The organism is Mesorhizobium sp. B2-3-2 (assembly GCF_006442295.1).
GTDB lineage: Bacteria > Pseudomonadota > Alphaproteobacteria > Rhizobiales > Rhizobiaceae > Mesorhizobium.
Genome location: NZ_VFWA01000003.1, coordinates 308,275 through 324,447, shown reverse-complemented (window position 1 = coordinate 324,447; position 16,173 = coordinate 308,275). Strand labels below are relative to the sequence as shown.

Below are 16,173 nucleotides of genomic sequence, written 5' to 3'. Positions count from 1 at the left end.
CTTTGGGTTGGGGATGCACAGCACAAAGGTTGAGTTTCGTATGAATGCGGATCCGAGAACCACGTTCACCGTCGCAGTCCGCGGCATGTCGTCAACGCGCCAGGCCAGGCAAGCCCGCCCGGGCGGTTCCACCGGACGCAGAACTGCCCTGGTCGCGCTGGTCGCTCTCGCTGGCTTGTTCGCCGGGGCGGCGCCATCCTGGTCGCAGGATCTGAAGTCGGCGCCCTCATTCGTCGATGATTTCACCAGCTTCAACCGCCAGCGCTGGTATGTCTCCGATGGCTGGACGAATGGCGGCCATCAGAATTGCACCTGGGCGAAGGGGCAGGTCAGTCTAGCGGACGGCGTGCTGTCGCTCGGTTTCGAGAAGCAGAAGACGAAGGACCGCGACTACGCTTGCGGCGAAATCCAGACCAAGCAGCGGTTCGGTTACGGCACCTACGAGGCGCGCATGAAGACCGACACCGGTCCCGGCCTCAACGCGGCTTTCTTCTCCTATATCGGCCCGTCGGACAAGCAGCCCTGGGACGAGATCGACTTCGAGATCCTGACCAAGGACACGTCCAAGGTTCAGGTCAATGCCTACATCGCCGGCAAGGGCAAGAACGAGAAGCTGGTCGACGTGCCGGGCGGCACGGAAAAGGCCTTCAACGACTACGCCTTCGTCTGGCAGAAGGACAGTTTGCGCTGGTACGTCAACGGCCAGCTGGTGAACACCATCACCGATCCGGCAAAGCTGCCCAGCCATGCGCAGAAGATCTTCTTCAGCCTCTGGGGCAGCGATACGATGACCGGATGGTTGGGCGCATTCGCCGATCCCGGCCGCAAGCTCTCGCTGCAGATCGAGCGCGTCGCCTTCACCGCGCAGGGCGACCCCTGCCAGTTTCCGGAATCGCTGGCATGCAGCGTAAAGTAGAACCTATTGGAAAAGTCGATTTGAAACGGTCGGGCCGACCACGGTCCGCTGCCCTGGACAGGAACGAAACAGAATGAATCTGACGGTGTTTGGTATCGGCTATGTCGGTCTCGTGCAGGCCGCGGTGCTTGCCGAAGTCGGCCACCAGGTCGTCTGCGTCGACGTCGACGCAGACAAGGTCGAGCGGCTCAACCAGGGTCTCGTCCCGATTTTCGAGCCGGGCCTCGAAAGCATCGTCAGGGAGAACCACGCCGCCGGCCGCATCAAGTTCACCACCGACGCGGCGGCCGCCGTCAAGCATGGCGAGATCCAGATGATCGCGGTCGGCACGCCTCCCGGCGAGGATGGCTCGGCCGACCTCAAATACGTGCTGGCGGTCGCCGAGACGATCGGCCGGGAAATGGATGCGCCCAAGATCGTCGTCGGCAAGTCGACCGTGCCGGTCGGCACCTGCGAGAAGATCAAGGCCAAGATCGCCGAAACGCTGAAGAAAAGAGGCCGCGAGGACCTGACCTTCGACGTCGCTTCCAATCCGGAATTCCTCAAGGAAGGGTCGGCCGTCGCCGATTGCATGAAGCCGGACCGCATCATCGTCGGCACATCGAGCGAGGGCACAGAGGCGGTGATGCGCGAGCTCTACGCGCCCTTCAACCGCAACCACGAGAAGATGATCGTGATGGACGTGCGCAGCGCCGAATTCACCAAATACGCGGCCAATTGCATGCTCGCCACCAAGATCAGCTTCATGAACGAAATGGCGAACCTGGCCGAACAGCTCGGCGCCGACATCGAGGAGGTGCGCAAGGGCATCGGCAGCGATCCGCGCATCGGCTACCACTTCATCTATCCGGGCCTCGGCTATGGCGGCTCCTGCTTTCCCAAGGACGTGCGCGCCCTGATCAAGACCGCCGAAGGCGTCAAGTTCGACGCCAAGCTGCTGCGCGCCGTCGAGGAGCGCAACAACGAGCAGAAATCCGTGCTGTTCGACAAGGTGAACCGCTATTTCAAGGGCAACCTCAAGGGCAAGACCTTCGCGCTCTGGGGCCTGGCTTTCAAACCCAACACGGACGACATGCGCGAGGCGCCGGCGCGTGTGCTGATGGAGGCGCTCTGGAACGCCGGCGCGACCGTGCAGGCCTATGATCCCGAGGCGATGCAGGAATGCCAGGCCATCTATGGGCTGCGCGACGACCTGCTTCTGTGCGGCACCAAGGAAGCGGCGCTGCGCGGCGCCGATGCGCTGCTGATCGCCACCGAGTGGAAGAGTTTTCGCGCGCCGTCCTTCGACGCGCTGAAGGACGCGCTGACCACGCCGATCATCTTTGACGGCCGCAACCTCTATGATCCCAAGGTCATCGCCCGCCATGGCATCGAATATCACTCGATCGGCAGGATGGCGGCATGAGACCGGGTTTGGGCAATCCAATGTGGGATCGCCGCGACCGGCCGGTTTGCTTGCGATGACGAACGCACAAGACCCGGAAAGGAGTTGCGGCTGATGGTGCTGGACGTAAAGCCGGAGCAGATCACCAAGGACCACTTTGACGTTGTCGCGATCGGTTCCGGTTTCGGTTCGGCCTTCTTCCTGCACGAATTCACGAAGCGGCGGAAGGCGCGCGTCCTGCTCCTGGAATGGGGCCGGCACAACACGCATGAATGGCAGCTCAAGCAGAACGTCAACACCGACATCGAGGACGAGTCGACCTACAAGACCAATTCCGACAAGCCCTGGAACTACACGATCGGGCTGGGCGGAGGCACCAATTGCTGGTTCGCGCAGACGCCGAGATTCCATCCCAACGACTTCAGGCTGAAAAGCACTTACGGCATCGGCAATGACTGGCCGATCAGCTATGACGACGTCGAGCCGTTCTATTGCGACGCCGAAGACATCATGTCGATCTCGGGCGATCCCGACATGGCGGCGCTGCTGCCGCGCTCGAAGCCGTTTCCGCAGCCGCCGCACCGCATGTCGACGCCCGACCGGATGATGAAGGCGGCGCAGCCCGGCCAGCATTTCGTCATGCCGACGGCGCGCGCCCGGGTGCCGACCGCGCAGCGCACCTCGTGCTGCGCCAACCTCAGATGCTGGCTGTGCCCGGTCGACGCCAAATTCACCGCCAATAACGGCCTGATGCATGTCTTCGAACATCCCGACGTTTCGGTCTGCCTCGGTTCGGAAGTGCGCCGGCTCGACCATGTCGGCGAGACCGTCCGCTCGGTCACCTTCGTCCACGCCGGCAAGGAATATCAGGTCAGCGGCGACCTCTTCGTTCTCGGCGCCAATGCCATCCAGAGCGCGGCGATCATGCTCCGCTCCGGCCTGGGAGGCGAATTCGTCGGCCGCGGCCTGCATGAATCCTATGGCTGGAATTTCGAGGTCTATCTTGACGGTGTCGACAATTTCGACGGCAGCACCATCACCACCGGCTTGAATTTCGGCCTCTATGACGGTCCGCACCGGTCCGAGCACGCCGCCGCGTTGGTCTATTTCGAGAACCGCTGGCAACACGGCATGCGCGCCGAGAAGGGGCGGTTGCGCCAGGCGCTGCCGCTTGTCGTGGTGACCGAGAACCTGCTCGACCATGAGAATTTCGTCACGCTCGACGAGGACGACAATGCCTTCGTCAGCTTCAAGGCGCCGTCGGACTACGCGGTCAAGGGCATGGCGCGGGCACTGGAGAAACTGCCCGGGCTGCTTGCCCCGCTGCCGGTCGAACAGCTTTTCGATCGCGGCATCCGGCCAACCGAATCGCATGTCCAGGGTACGCTCCGGATGGGAACGGGCCCGGCCGATTCGGTCGTCGACAGCGGCATGATTCATCACCAGCTCAGGAACCTGGTCGTGGTCGGCACCAGCACCTATCCGAGTTGTTCGTGCGCCAATCCGAGCCTGACCGCGGCAGCGCTGTCCCTGCGGGCGGCGAGCCGGATGGCGTGAAAGGAGCAAACCGGATGATAGAGATCTCGCGACGCTCCGCACTGGCTGTCCTGGCGGGCGGGGTGGTATCGACGGGCATTGCCTACGCGGCCGTGTCCTCGTTTTCGGATGAGGATCTGGTGCGCGTCACGCTCGAGAGATATCTCGGCAAGCTCAACATGCGCATTGAGCATTTGCAGCAGTTCGTCCTGGCGTTCCGCGACAGGAACCCGTGGATATTCCCGAGCGAGAAACTCAGCGACGCCGTCACCTTGCTCGAGGAGACAAGGCTGGGCAAGGCCCGCGCCTTGCTGCCGGAGCAGAAGAAGCAGGATCTCCTGCATTTCGACCGCTGGCTGATCGCCGAATTCCACATGCTGACCGACTACGCCTGGCGCAGTTCGCCGGGCGATCCGATCCGGTTCACCGGATGGCAGCCATGCACCAATCCGTTCGCCAATCTCGAGCAACAGAATGCCTGAAGCGGTGCCGGAGCAAGCTCTCGGGCCACATTGAACGAAACGCGAAAGAACCAGGAGCCAGAACCATGAAAGTTCTTTTTGCAGGCGGCAATGGATACACGCCCGAATTCAGCGGCGGCGTCCAGTCGAGCACCCATCATCTGGCCGAGCAGTTGATCGAGCACGGCCATGAGGCGGCCGTACTGGCCGCCCTGTTCGGCGACGGCGTCTTCGGCTTCAAGGCGCGCGCCAAGATGAAGCTGCTGCGTCAGCCGGCGGTCATCGACAGTTTTCCCGGCTATCCGGTGGTGCGGGCCTGGTTTCCCTGGAAGGCGGCCGAGTTTGCCGTCCGCAGATTGAAGCCGGACGTGGCCGTCGTCCAGTGCCACAAGTCGGTTCCGGTGGGCAAGGCGCTGCAGGCCGAAGGCGTGCCGCTGGTCGTCTATCTCAGGAACGTCGAGTTCCATGAGCTGGGCGGCGATCTGCGCGAGCTGCATTCGGCGCTCTACATCGCCAATTCGCAATTCACCGCGCGCGCCTACAAACAGAAATTCGGCATCGACGCGGCGGTGCTGCCGCCGACCATCAATGCCGCCCTCTACAGCACGCCGACCACGGGCCAGTTCGTCACCTTGATCAATCCGTACGAGGAGAAAGGCTTCGAGCTCGCCGTGCGCATCGCCGGCGCCTGCCCCGAGATTCCGTTCCTGTTCGTGGAGAGCTGGAAGCTCGCCGACGATCACCGCGCCCGCATCGAGCAAACCATCACCCCGTTCTCCAACATCAGGCTGGAGAACCGCACCGGCGATATGAAGACCGTCTATGGCCGCACCAGGATCCTGCTGGCGCCAAGCAAATGGGAAGAGGCCTGGGGCCGTGTGGCTTCGGAAGCCCATTGCAGCGGCATTCCCGTCATCGGCTCGCGGCGCGGCGGCCTGCCCGAAGCGATCGGCCCGGGCGGCGTGGTGCTGGATTACGATGCGCCGCTCGCCGACTGGATCGCGGCCGTCAGGCTGCTGTGGAACGACCGTCGGGAATATGACCGGCTCTCGGCCACGGCGCGCAGCTTCTCCGAGCGTCCGGAGCTCGATCCGGACCGCCAATTCCTCACCTTCTTTTCCATACTGGACAAGGCCACACAGCAGCGTTCGCGACAGGCGGCGTAGCCAAGGCTCAGGCTGGTGCCGACCCCGGCAGTCTCGTGATAGGAATTTTTTCTTGACAGGGTGAAGGCAGCTATGGTAGATTTTCAGTCATGGTGCTGAGTTGCGCCGGAAACCCGCCGCACAGGCGGGTTTTTCGTTTGATACCTCTCGACCGACGCGCCGGCGAACACTCCGAAGGAACCCGTTAATCTGGATTCGCAGCCTTGGCGGATCAGGCCAGGCGCTTGACCCGGCTTTTCAGCGTCTCGTAGCCGCGGGCGCCGAGCAGGGCCCGAGCAAGGGCCTTGGCGGCGCCCTTTCGGCCTTCCTGTGACTTGGCCTGTCGCAACCTGGCCGGCAGGTTGCGCGCCGCCTGGCCGAGCGCCGGGAGCGACAGCGCGTTGGGAAAGCTGACCATGTGCGTTTCGACGCACAGCACCGGTTTGCCCGACAGCTCGGTGATCCTCAGCGCCTGCTCGTGCTCGCTCTCGATGAACAGGATGGCATCGGATTTGCGGTAGAATTCGGCCTTGAAACTGCCATGCGCGCCAAGCCGCTGGCGCTCCGCCTTGCTCGGCAGGTCGAGCATGATCAGATGATCGTACTTGATCTCGTGCTTGGCCAGCCATGCCTCGGTCAGCGCGCGGTATTTCTCCAGCCGGCTGGTCACCAGCCAGCCGATCTTGCGGGTCGCGGTATGGAGCGGCCGCGCTTCGCTAAGGAATTTCTCGTAGGCCGGACCGTCGTCGTTTTCGGCGTCGGTCGGATCGAGGCACAGCACCCCGTCTATGTCGACGCAGCATTGCGCCAGGAATTTGTGATGCATGAAGTTCCACTGGAACATGCGCGGATGCGGCACGACCTCGAAGACGATATCGGTCTCGGCATGCTGCGGCTCAAGCCCGAACACGGCGGCAAAGGTGTAGTCGGCCTCGATGCCGGCACCCTCTATGCGGGCGCGGGCGTCGCGCATGGCGTTGCCGCCGGAGACGCTGTCGTCGATCACCAGCACCTTGCGCATTTCCGCGACCTTGCGGTCGAGCACCGCACGGCGCTTGGTGATGCCCGATGTGTAGACGCGACCCTCGAGGAAGGAGTCCAGATCGGTCATCGGTATGTTCGCCGCGAGGCTGACCAGCGTCGCCGCCAACACGCCGCTTCTGGGGACGCCGACCACCAGGTCGATGTCGCGCGGCAACCGGTGAAGGTTGCTGACGATCGCGTCGTTCATGTCTGAGATCGATCGGTAATGCATGGATCAGGCCTGATGCTCGGGTGAACGGTAAGGGTCGAAAGCGCCGAAATTATCGCGCCTCGCGCGGTGCTGCCGCCGGCGGCCTTGCCGGCAGCATTTTCAAGGCCTCGCGCAAGGCTTCACGGCCGGCTGCGAAGGCCAGCGCGATAACGATGGTGATGAGATAGGCAAGGATGGCGCCGCTGGCCAAGGCGACGACATGCTGCTGCGGCAGCAGCGGCTTGACCAACCAGACCGCCGCCAGCGCCACATGCGCGCCGAGCACGAACGGCGCGGCCGCGCGAAGCACGTGGCTTGCCCGCAGCGGCCCGCTCCTGCCGACATAGAGCCACAGGAAGGGCGTGCGCAGATATTCGCTGACGGCGTAGGCGATCGCCACGCCGAGCGCGCCATAAGGCAGGCCCAGCACGAAAGCGAGCACCGACGTCACGGCCGTGATGATGCCCCAGCGCATGAAGTCGCCGGAACGGCCCTGGCTGACGAACAGCCATCCGGCCGGATTGTTGAGCGGCTGCAGCAGCCCGGCGAAGCCCAGCGCCAGGAAAATGCCGGCGCTCGCGCGCCACTGCTCGCCGAGCACGAACGGAATGAGTATGTCCGACATGGCGGTGGCGAAAGCGACGCCGGGAAGCGCCACCAGCAGGATCAGCGGCATGACGCGAAGATAGGCGCTGCGGTAGCGGTCGGGCTCGTCCTTCAGCCTGGAAAGAGCCGGCACCATCACCTTCGACAGCGGGTTCGTGATCTGGCTGAGCGGGAACAGGAGCAGCTTGTAGGCACGGTCATAGAGGCCGAGCTGCGCCTCGCCCCAGTATTTTCCGATCAGCACGTTGTCGAGATTGCGGGCGAAGAAGTTGGCGAAGTTGAAGCCGGTTATGCCGGCGCCGAAATTGATCAACTCGCTGATTCCGGCGACCTTGCGCGGCAGGCTGGGCCGCCAGCGCGAACTGGCCCAGTAGCACAGCGTCGGCAGCACGGCTCCGGTCAACGTGCCGGCGAAAAGTGCCCAGTAGGAGCGGTCGATGAAGGTCCAGGCGATCGACACGGCAAGACCAGCCACGGCGCCTGCGACATCGATGATGGCCAGGCGGCCGAACTGCATGCGGCGGGTCAGGAGCGCCAGATGCTGCGCACCGAGGCCGTAGGCCATGATCTGCAGGCCCAGCGCCGCCACCAGGCCAGCCACACGTGGCTCGCCGTAGAAGGCGGCGACCAGCGGTGCCGCGCCGGCAAGCACGCAGGCCAGGATCGCGCTGACGGCGACATTGATCCAGAACAGGTAGTTCACCTCGTCGTGCCGTATGCCCGATTTCTGGATGGTCGCCTGGGTGAGGCCGAAATCCTGGAACAGCGCGATGAAGGCCAGCACCGGCGCGCACATCGCCACGACGCCGAAATCCTGCGGCAACAGGAGACGCGACAAAACGATGACGGAAATGATCTGCGTGGCGACCCGCACGGACTGCGACAAGGCCGTCACGACCGCGCCACGCCCGACCGATTTGCGCAGCGAGCCTTCTGGCGGATCGAATGGATTGGCTTCCAAATTCAGGATTCCTGATTCTTGTGCAGGTTCCGCCCAGGAACCATGCAACCGCCGCCGCGGCCAAATTACGGCATTTATTTTGCAGTGCAACAAAAAACGTGGATTTTGCTACGCTGCACCAAAAATGTTGCGATGCAGCAAGACCTGTACTAGGTTCCCCGTGGGTGGGCCAACAGCGGTCGAGTTTTCATGCTGAATGTCTTGTACCTTGTGCATGACGTTTCCGACCCGGCAGTGCGCCGGCGGATTACAATGCTCAGGGCAGGTGGCGCCCAGGTCACGCTCGCAGGCTTCCGCCGCACGGCAAATCCCATTGCCGACGTCGAGGGATTGCGGCCGCTGGATCTCGGCGCGACGCGTGACGGGCGATTCGCCCAGCGTTTGACGGCAGTCGTCAAGGCCGCGGTTTCGATCGGCGCCAGGCTCAGCGGCATGCCGAGGCCCGATCTCATCATCGCGCGCAACCTGGAAATGCTGGCGCTCGCCCGCCGCGCCAACACGGCATTCGGCGCCGCGGTGCCGATCGTCTATGAATGCCTCGACATCCATCGCCTGATGCTTCGCAGCGATGCGGTCGGCAGAGCGCTGCGTGCCACGGAACGTTACCTTGCCAGGGACGTAAAGCTGCTGGTGACCAGCTCGCCCGCGTTCACCGCCAATTATTTCGAGCCGTTCGGCCAGGTGACGGCGCCGGTCGAACTGGTCGAAAACAAATATTTCGAGGCAGCAGCGATCCTGCCGGCCGAGCATGAGATGGCCGAGGCGCCTGTCGCACCACCCTGGCGCATCGGCTGGTTCGGGGCATTGCGCTGCCGCCGCTCGCTCGAACTCCTGGCCGATTTCTCGCGCCGCGCCAACGGCCGGTTCGAGATCGTGCTGCGCGGCCGCCCGGCTTTGACCGAATTCCCGGATTTCCACGCCTTCGTCGAGGCGGAGCCCTGGCTTTCGTTTCGCGGACCCTACCGCAACCCGGAGGACATGGCGGCGATCTACCGGGACGTGCATTTCTCCTGGGCAATCGATTTCTTCGAGGCGGGCCAGAATTCCGATTGGCTGCTGCCCAACCGGCTCTATGAGGGCTGCCGTTTCGGCGCGGTGCCGATCTCGATGGCCAACACGGAAACCGGGCGGTTCCTCGGCCGGCAGGGCATCGGCATTCTGTTGCCCGAAGCCTCACCCGACGCGCTCGAAGCCGCCATCGGCAAGATGGAGGAGCGCCGCTTCAGCACGTTGAAGGAGCGCGTTCTGTCGCGCAACCCCAGGATATGGAGCTATGATCGCAGCGATTGCCGGGCCCTGGTCGAGAAGCTCCGCAGCCTGGCCGCAATACGCGAACCCTTCGCGGCCGAGGCTTTGGCCTAGGATGGAGATCGCCCGATGATGCAAGCGCTCCCCTCCAGCCTGATCGTGATTCCCTGCCTCAACGAGGCAGCTCATATCGGTGTGCTGCTCGACCAGCTCGGCCCCGCGGCGGCGAGGCTCGGCGCCAGGATCGTCGTTGCCGATGGCGGCAGCACCGATGGTACCCCGGCCATTGTCGGCGAGCGCGCGAAAGAGGATCCCCGCATCGTCCTGCTCCACAATGAAAAGCGCATCCAGAGCGCGGCCATCAATCTTGCCGTCGCCAGATTCGGCGATGGTGCCGAATATCTGATCCGCATCGATGCCCATGGCGGCTACCCCGCCGATTATTGCGACCGGCTGGTCGAGGAAGCGCTGGCCACGGGCGCCGATTCGGTCGTGGTTTCCATGCTGACCAGCGGCAGCGGCACCGTGCAGAAGGCGGCCGCGGCGGCGCAGAACTCAAAGCTCGGCACCGGCGGTTCCAAGCACCGGCATGTGTCCGCCGGAGAATGGGTCGATCACGGCCATCATGCGCTGATGCGGATTTCTGCCTTCCAGGCCGTCGGTGGCTATGATGAGACGTTTAGCCATAATGAGGACGCCGAGCTCGATTACCGGCTGAGGCAGGCCGGCTACAGAATCTGGATGAGCGGCAGGACGCAGATGGTCTACTATCCGCGCGCGTCGCTCAGCGGCCTCTACTTCCAGTATCTCGGCTACGGCCGCGGTCGCGCCAAAAATGTCCTGAAGCACCGCGTCATCCCGAAGGTCCGGCAGATGGTGCCGCTGCTGGTGTTCCCGGTGGTTGTGCTCGCGGCCTTTTCCTTCGTGCACTGGCTGGCGGCGGTGCCGCTTTTGATCTGGGCGACTGTGTGCCTCGGCTATGGCCTGTGGACGGCGGTAAGCCAACGCAATGCCGACATCGCGCTTGCCGGCGTCTCGGCGATGGTCATGCATTTCGGCTGGTCCGTCGGTTTCTGGCTACAGCTTCTCGGCCTCGGTGCACGACGCGGGGTCGCGTGATGGCGATTCCAGGCACGAACCGCCGCATCGATATCGGCGTGTGCACGTTCCGCCGGCCGGAACTGGCCGACACGCTGCGCTCGCTCGATGCCATGGACAGGCCGGCCGGTTTCGATGTCCGTGTCATCGTCGCCGATAATGACGACACGCCGAGCGCCAGGGATCTGGTGACGGCGCTGGCGCGCGAACTGTCGCTGCCGATCAGCTATCACCACTGCCCTGCGCGCAACATCTCGATCGCCCGCAACGCCTGCCTTGACGCCAGCACGTCGGATTTCGTCGCCTTCATCGACGACGACGAGACGGCTTCGCCGCGCTGGCTTGCCGAGCTCGTCGCAACGGCCCAGGCAAGTGGCGCCGCCGCCGTGCTGGGCCCGGTCAAGGCGCGCTACGGCGCCGACGCGCCGGACTGGATGCGGCGTGGCGACTTCCATTCGACCTTGCCGGTCTGGGTGCGCGGCGAAATCCGCACCGGCTACACCTGCAACGTGCTGCTCGACATGGATTCGGACAGCCTGCGCGGGCGCCGCTTCAGCCTGGCACGTGGCCAGACCGGCGGCGAGGACACCGAGTTCTTCGACCAGATGCACAAGACAGGCGGTCGAATCGCCTTTTCTCCGGAAGCTTGGGTGGACGAGATCGTGCCGCGGACCAGGGCCGCGTTCGACTGGCTTGGCCGCCGCCGCTTCCGCGTCGGGCAGACGCATGGCCATCTCCTGGGGCGCAATGCGAGCGGCATTGGCCTGGTCAAACAGGTTGGCATTGCCGCGGCAAAGGCAGCCTATTGCTTCGCCGCGGCGTTTCCCTTCCTTGGAAGCCCCGTGCGGCGGAACCGCAGCGTGCTGCGCGGCATTATGCATGTCGGCGTCGTCAGCGGCCTTGTCGGCATCCGCGAGATCCGCCTCTACGGCCAGCCCTCGCCACAGGAAGGAGGCAAGCGTGCAGCCTGACGTCAGCTTCGTCCCGGACGTTTCCTTCGTCATTGCAGCCTACAACGCCGAGGCGACCCTCGACCGGGCGATCGCCAGCGCCATCGCGCAAAAGGGTGTCAGCGTCGAGGTCGTCGTCGTCGACGACAAGTCGCGCGACGCGACGCTCGACGTGGCAAGGGCCTATCCGCAGGACAGCGTGCGCGTCGTGGCGCTTGCGCACAACAGGGGCCCCGGCGGCGCCAGGAATGCCGGCCTCGAGGCTGCCCGAGGCCGCTGGATCGCGGTCCTCGATTCCGACGACGCGGTCTATCCCGGCCGCATCGCCGCCATGATCGCGCGGGCTGAAAGGGCGGGCGCGCAAATCGCCGTCGACAACCTCCAGGTCGTCCGCGAGGACGGCGTGACCGACGATGCGATGTTTCCGACACGCTATCTGGAGGAATTGGGCGAGATCTCGCTGGCCAGCTATATCGCCGGCAACGTCGTCTTCGAATCGAAGTTCAATCTCGGCTATCTCAAGCCGATCTTCGAGCGCCACTTCCTGGAAGAAAACCGACTTCGCTACGACGAGGACCTGATCATCGGCGAAGATTACATATTCCTGGCCAACGCCCTCGCCATGGGCGGCAGGTGCGTGGTCGAGCCTGACATCGGCTATGCCTATCACATCCGCAGCGGCTCCATTTCGCGCGTGCTCGAGCCTCATCACGTCGAGGCGATGCGCAAGGCCGATGCAATTTTCGCTCAAAGCCATCAGATGGACGCGGCCGCGCAAGCGGCGTTCGCCCGGCGCAGCCGCAGCCTGCGCAAGGCAGCCTCCTTCCTGTCGATGGTCCAGCACATCAAGGCGCGGTCTCCGCTCAAGGCGATCCGGACGGCGCTCAGCGACCCGGCGGCGGTCAGGCATATGGGCATGCCGATCGCCGTGCGGTTGCGACGAGTAGCGGCACAATTTGCCGTGGGGGCGGGGAGGTGAAGATGCAGGCACAGGGAGGGATTTTTCCTGGCCTGCGAATGGACTGAAATCGATCTCCTCAGAAGGAATTTGCGATGAAGAAAATCAGGAAGGCCGTGATACCGGTGGCGGGGCTTGGAACGCGGTTCCTGCCGGCGACCAAGTCGATGCCGAAGGAAATGCTTCCCGTCGTCGACCGGCCGGTCGTGCAATACGCCGTCGATGAGGCCTTCGAGGCCGGCATCGAGCACATCGTGTTCGTGACCGGCCGCAACAAGGCGGTCATCGAGGATTATTTCGACCTGCATCCGGAATTGATCGGAACGCTGGAGCAGAGTGGCAAGAAGGCGCAATTGCAGTCGCTGGAAAGCCTGCTGCCGGTGGCCGGCGCCACCAGCTTCATCCGCCAGCAATCCCCGCAAGGCCTTGGCCACGCCGTCTGGTGCGCGCGCGAGGTCATCGGCAACGAGCCCTTCGCCCTGCTTTTGCCTGATATGGTCTCGTTCGGCGGCCGCGGCTGCCTGGCCGAGGTCGCCGATCTTTATGCCGAGACCGGCGGCAACGTCATTGCGGTCGAGCGCTGTGACCCGACCGAGACCAACAAATACGGCATTGTCGGCCGCGGCGCCGACATTGGCGGCGGTTTCGAGGTGACGGCGATGGTCGAAAAACCGGCGCCGGCCACTGCGCCGTCGAATTTCTACATCAACGGCCGCTATATCCTGCAGCCTGAGATCTTCGCCCTGCTCGGCAACCAGCAGCGCGGCGCCGGCAACGAGATCCAGCTGACCGACGCCATGGTGCGCCTGGCGCAGGAGCAGTCGTTCTTTGCCCAGCCCTTCAAGGGCCGCATGTTCGACTGCGGCTCGAAGGAGGGCTTCATCCAGGCCAACATCGCCTTCGCCTTGGCGCGCGATGACATGAAAGGTCCGGTTTTCGAGATGCTTCAGGAGTTCGTCCGGTCGCATGAACGACAGGAAGAAGCCGCATAATGCCCATGTTTCGGGAGCATTGTCGGACGGCTGACGGTTCGATGCCCGGAAGGCCCTGTGGCGTCCGGCATGGAACTTGCGTTGCTTTTCGGCAATGCTCCCGATCTTCGAAGTGCCTGGGAGCCAAGGCATGATCCCGGAAAGCGCAAGGCGGTTTTCGGAAAAGATCATGTTCAAACAGTGAGATAGAGCCCATCCCGATGATTGGGATGGACGGGCTCTGGAATTGGACCGAAGATGAACTATGCCAACTTTCCTCTCGACAAGAGGATGCCATTGCCGAATTCGGAAGCAGGAGACGGCGAAGACTTCATCGATGTCGAGCGGCTGCTTGGCATGGCTGCGCGGCAGGCCAAGGTGGTTGTCCTGGGCGCGGTCATTGGGCTTGTCATGGGCCTGCTCTATCTGCAGACCACGCCGCCCAAATACCAGTCAGTCTCGAGCGTGCTGATCGATGAGGGGCTGAACAAGATCGTCGACGACATTTCGGCGGCGTCGACGACCATGCAGACCGATTCGGCCATCCTGAGCCAGATCGAAATCCTGACCTCGACGCGGCTTGCCGCCGTGGTCGTCGACAAGCTGAAGCTCGACCGCAACGACGCGTTCATGAACCCGCCCCAGTCGGCGCTCGCCCAGGGCATCGGCCTGATCCGCGGCCTGATCCAGTATGTTCGCCCCAGTCCTCCCATGCCGGGCGTCGGCGACGTCACCAAGCTCGACCCGGCCACCCGCGATGCACTGATCGCGACCTCACGTCGTGACTACGCGATCCTCAAATTGCAGAACGAAGTGCAGGCGGAGCGCGTCGGGCGAAGCTATGTCATCGCGCTCGGCTACCAGGCGACGGATCCGGCACTGGCGACCGCGATCACCAAGGCCTATGCCGATGCCTATCTCGCCGACCAGCTCGACGCCTCCTTCGATGCCACCGAGCGCGCCGCGGTCTGGCTGCAGGGCCGGCTGACGGAACTGCGCGAAAGCTCGCAGGCGGCATCGCTCGCGGTCGAGAAATTCAGGGCCGAGCACGGACTGTCCGCCAACAGCGACGGCCAGCTGATGAGCGCCAAGCAGCTTGCCGACCTCAACGCCCAGCTTATCGTGGCGCAGGCCGATACGGCCCGGGCCAGCGCCCGCTACCAGCAGTACAAGTCCATCGTCGAAAGCGGCTCGGAGAACGCCTTCAAGGATGCCGCCATATCGAGCGACCAGCCGAGCAGCTCGGTCATCGCGGCGCTCAAGACACGCTATCTCGCCGTCGCCAAGCGGCAGCAGGATGTCGAGGCCAATTTCGGGCCGCAGCATCCGCAAGCGGTGGCGCTCGCCAAGGAGAAGGCCGACATATCGGCGCAGATATTCGGCGAGCTGAAGCAGCTGACCGAAAGCTATCGCAACGAATATGAAGTGGCGCTGGCGCGCGAGACCGCGCTCAGGGCCAATGTCGCAGCGGCGCAAGGCAAGAGTGCCATCGACAACCAGTCGCAGGTCAAGCTGCGTGAACTCGACCAGAAGGCGACGGCGCTCTCCACGCTCTACCAGACATTCCTCGGCCGCTACGAGGAAGCCGCCCAGCAGCAATCCTTCCCGGTCGGCAAGATCCGCATCATCTCGGATGCATCGATGCCGCTCAGCGCCTCCAGCCCGCGCACGATCGTGGTGCTGGCGCTCTCGCTTGTGCTGGGCACGTTGATGGGTGCCGGGTTCGGCGGCCTCAACGAATTCAACGAACGTTTCTTCAGGACCGGCGAGGATGTCCGCGACCGCGTCGGCCTCAAATTTCTCGGTTACCTGCCTGTCATCGGCGGCAAGACCGCCAGGGAGGAAAAGCAGGTCGATCCGGATCTCAAAACCGCCAAATCGCCGGCCGCCGTGGAGAAGCGCGCGCGCATGCGCGTCAGCGTCGATGCTCCGGCGTCGATGTTCTCCGAGACGCTGCGCAGCGCAAAGATCGCCTTCGACGTCGTCATGGAAGGGCAGGGCAGCCGCGTCATCGGCGTCATCTCGGTTCTTCCGGGCGAAGGCAAGTCGACTGTCGCGGCCAATCTGGCCGGACTGCTTGCCGCCAACGGCGCCAGGACGCTGCTGATCGACGGCGACCTGCGCAATCCGGGCTTGAGCCGCAGCCTCGGCATGGAGGCCGAGCAGGGACTGATGGAAGCGGTGGTGAGCGGCCAGACCTGGCAGTCGGTCGGCAAGATCGACCGGCAGACGAAGCTCGCGATCATTCCGGCCGTGCTGCGCGGCAATTTCTCGCACACCAGCGAGCTTCTCTCCTCGGCCGGCATGCGGCGCTTCATTGACAACGCCAAGGAGACCTTCGAGTACATCGTCGTCGATCTGCCGCCGCTGGGGCCGGTGGTCGACGCCAAGGCCTTCGCGCCGCTTGTCGACGGCTTCGTGCTGGTCACCGAATGGGGCCGCACCCCGCGCGCAATGGTGAGGTCGATGCTCGAATCCGAACCCTATGTCGCCAACAAGATCGTCGGCGCGGTGCTGAACAAGGTCGATCTCAAGAAGCTCGCCAAATACGGCTCGTTCGGAGCGTCCGAAAAATTCTTCGGCCAGTACTCGAGCTATTATCTCGACAAGACCGAAGTGCGCAGCAAAACAACGGTCTGACATCGGCCGTGGCGATTGCGTGCCTGAGTGACGACGCAGGTCATCGCCTTGTGGCCGCGGCGCGC

At 63.8% G+C, this 16,173-nt stretch carries 13 protein-coding genes; 11 read left to right on the top strand and 2 right to left on the bottom strand.

Features of this window, described 5'->3' with window-relative positions; all coding sequences use genetic code 11:
• Positions 1-40 precede the first annotated feature (40 nt).
• The 5 genes from FJ964_RS10235 (at position 41) to FJ964_RS10215 (ending at position 5,463) form a co-directional block, all read left to right on the top strand.
• Entirely contained in the window at positions 41-916 is an 876-nt protein-coding gene (locus FJ964_RS10235; RefSeq protein ID WP_181172424.1) for a family 16 glycosylhydrolase, read from the top strand.
• A 73-nt stretch (positions 917-989) separates the two neighbouring features.
• Positions 990-2,321, top strand: a complete 1,332-nt coding sequence (locus FJ964_RS10230; protein WP_140550276.1) for a UDP-glucose/GDP-mannose dehydrogenase family protein — start codon at positions 990-992, stop codon at positions 2,319-2,321.
• Positions 2,322-2,414: 93 nt separating this feature from the next.
• On the top strand, positions 2,415-3,857 hold the full coding sequence (locus FJ964_RS10225) for a GMC family oxidoreductase (protein ID WP_140550275.1): 1,443 nt from the start codon (positions 2,415-2,417) through the stop codon (positions 3,855-3,857).
• Between the two features lie 14 nt (positions 3,858-3,871).
• The gene (locus tag FJ964_RS10220; protein WP_140550274.1) at positions 3,872-4,318 is read left to right on the top strand and encodes a hypothetical protein; all 447 of its coding nucleotides are present in this window, start codon (positions 3,872-3,874) and stop codon (positions 4,316-4,318) included.
• Between the two features lie 65 nt (positions 4,319-4,383).
• Positions 4,384-5,463 (top strand): glycosyltransferase, encoded by a 1,080-nt coding sequence (locus FJ964_RS10215; protein ID WP_140550273.1) that lies wholly within the window; start codon positions 4,384-4,386, stop codon positions 5,461-5,463.
• A gap of 211 nt (positions 5,464-5,674) precedes the next feature.
• Here FJ964_RS10215 and FJ964_RS10210 read toward each other — a convergent pair whose 3' ends face one another.
• Positions 5,675-6,697, bottom strand: a complete 1,023-nt coding sequence (locus tag FJ964_RS10210) for a phosphoribosyltransferase family protein (RefSeq protein ID WP_140550272.1) — start codon at positions 6,695-6,697, stop codon at positions 5,675-5,677.
• Positions 6,698-6,746: 49 nt separating this feature from the next.
• On the bottom strand, positions 6,747-8,243 hold the full coding sequence (locus FJ964_RS10205; protein ID WP_140550271.1) for a lipopolysaccharide biosynthesis protein: 1,497 nt from the start codon (positions 8,241-8,243) through the stop codon (positions 6,747-6,749).
• Positions 8,244-8,432: 189 nt separating this feature from the next.
• Here FJ964_RS10205 and FJ964_RS10200 point away from each other — a divergent pair, with 189 nt between their 5' ends.
• From FJ964_RS10200 to FJ964_RS10175, 6 genes are all read left to right on the top strand, one after another.
• Positions 8,433-9,605, top strand: coding sequence for a glycosyltransferase (locus tag FJ964_RS10200; RefSeq protein ID WP_140550270.1), 1,173 nt, complete (start codon positions 8,433-8,435; stop codon positions 9,603-9,605).
• A 15-nt stretch (positions 9,606-9,620) separates the two neighbouring features.
• Entirely contained in the window at positions 9,621-10,610 is a 990-nt protein-coding gene (locus FJ964_RS10195) for a glycosyltransferase family 2 protein (RefSeq protein WP_140550269.1), read from the top strand.
• Entirely contained in the window at positions 10,610-11,560 is a 951-nt protein-coding gene (locus FJ964_RS10190) for a glycosyltransferase (protein ID WP_140550268.1), read from the top strand. The genes FJ964_RS10195 and FJ964_RS10190 overlap by 1 nt, the downstream gene beginning before the upstream one ends.
• Positions 11,550-12,518: a glycosyltransferase family 2 protein gene (locus tag FJ964_RS10185; protein WP_140550267.1), complete on the top strand. Its 969-nt coding sequence runs from the start codon at positions 11,550-11,552 to the stop codon at positions 12,516-12,518. The genes FJ964_RS10190 and FJ964_RS10185 overlap by 11 nt, the downstream gene beginning before the upstream one ends.
• Before the next feature lie 74 nt (positions 12,519-12,592).
• Positions 12,593-13,489, top strand: a complete 897-nt coding sequence (locus FJ964_RS10180; RefSeq protein ID WP_140550266.1) for a UTP--glucose-1-phosphate uridylyltransferase — start codon at positions 12,593-12,595, stop codon at positions 13,487-13,489.
• Between the two features lie 237 nt (positions 13,490-13,726).
• Positions 13,727-16,108 carry a polysaccharide biosynthesis tyrosine autokinase gene (locus FJ964_RS10175; protein ID WP_140550265.1) on the top strand — a complete coding sequence of 794 codons (2,382 nt, stop codon included), beginning with the start codon at positions 13,727-13,729 and terminating at the stop codon, positions 16,106-16,108.
• Positions 16,109-16,173 lie beyond the last annotated feature (65 nt).

Bases quoted from the DNA above. Each gene is read 5' to 3' on its own strand.
- FJ964_RS10230 (WP_140550276.1), top strand. From the start codon at position 990: ATGAATCTGACGGTGTTTGGTATCGGCTATGTCGGTCTCGTGCAGGCC.
- FJ964_RS10210 (WP_140550272.1), bottom strand. From the start codon at position 6,697: ATGCATTACCGATCGATCTCAGACATGAACGACGCGATCGTCAGCAAC.
- FJ964_RS10175 (WP_140550265.1), top strand. From the start codon at position 13,727: ATGAACTATGCCAACTTTCCTCTCGACAAGAGGATGCCATTGCCGAAT.
- FJ964_RS10220 (WP_140550274.1), top strand. From the start codon at position 3,872: ATGATAGAGATCTCGCGACGCTCCGCACTGGCTGTCCTGGCGGGCGGG.
- FJ964_RS10215 (WP_140550273.1), top strand. From the start codon at position 4,384: ATGAAAGTTCTTTTTGCAGGCGGCAATGGATACACGCCCGAATTCAGC.
- FJ964_RS10200 (WP_140550270.1), top strand. From the start codon at position 8,433: ATGCTGAATGTCTTGTACCTTGTGCATGACGTTTCCGACCCGGCAGTG.
- FJ964_RS10190 (WP_140550268.1), top strand. From the start codon at position 10,610: ATGGCGATTCCAGGCACGAACCGCCGCATCGATATCGGCGTGTGCACG.
- FJ964_RS10195 (WP_140550269.1), top strand. From the start codon at position 9,621: ATGATGCAAGCGCTCCCCTCCAGCCTGATCGTGATTCCCTGCCTCAAC.
- FJ964_RS10225 (WP_140550275.1), top strand. From the start codon at position 2,415: ATGGTGCTGGACGTAAAGCCGGAGCAGATCACCAAGGACCACTTTGAC.
- FJ964_RS10235 (WP_181172424.1), top strand. From the start codon at position 41: ATGAATGCGGATCCGAGAACCACGTTCACCGTCGCAGTCCGCGGCATG.
- FJ964_RS10180 (WP_140550266.1), top strand. From the start codon at position 12,593: ATGAAGAAAATCAGGAAGGCCGTGATACCGGTGGCGGGGCTTGGAACG.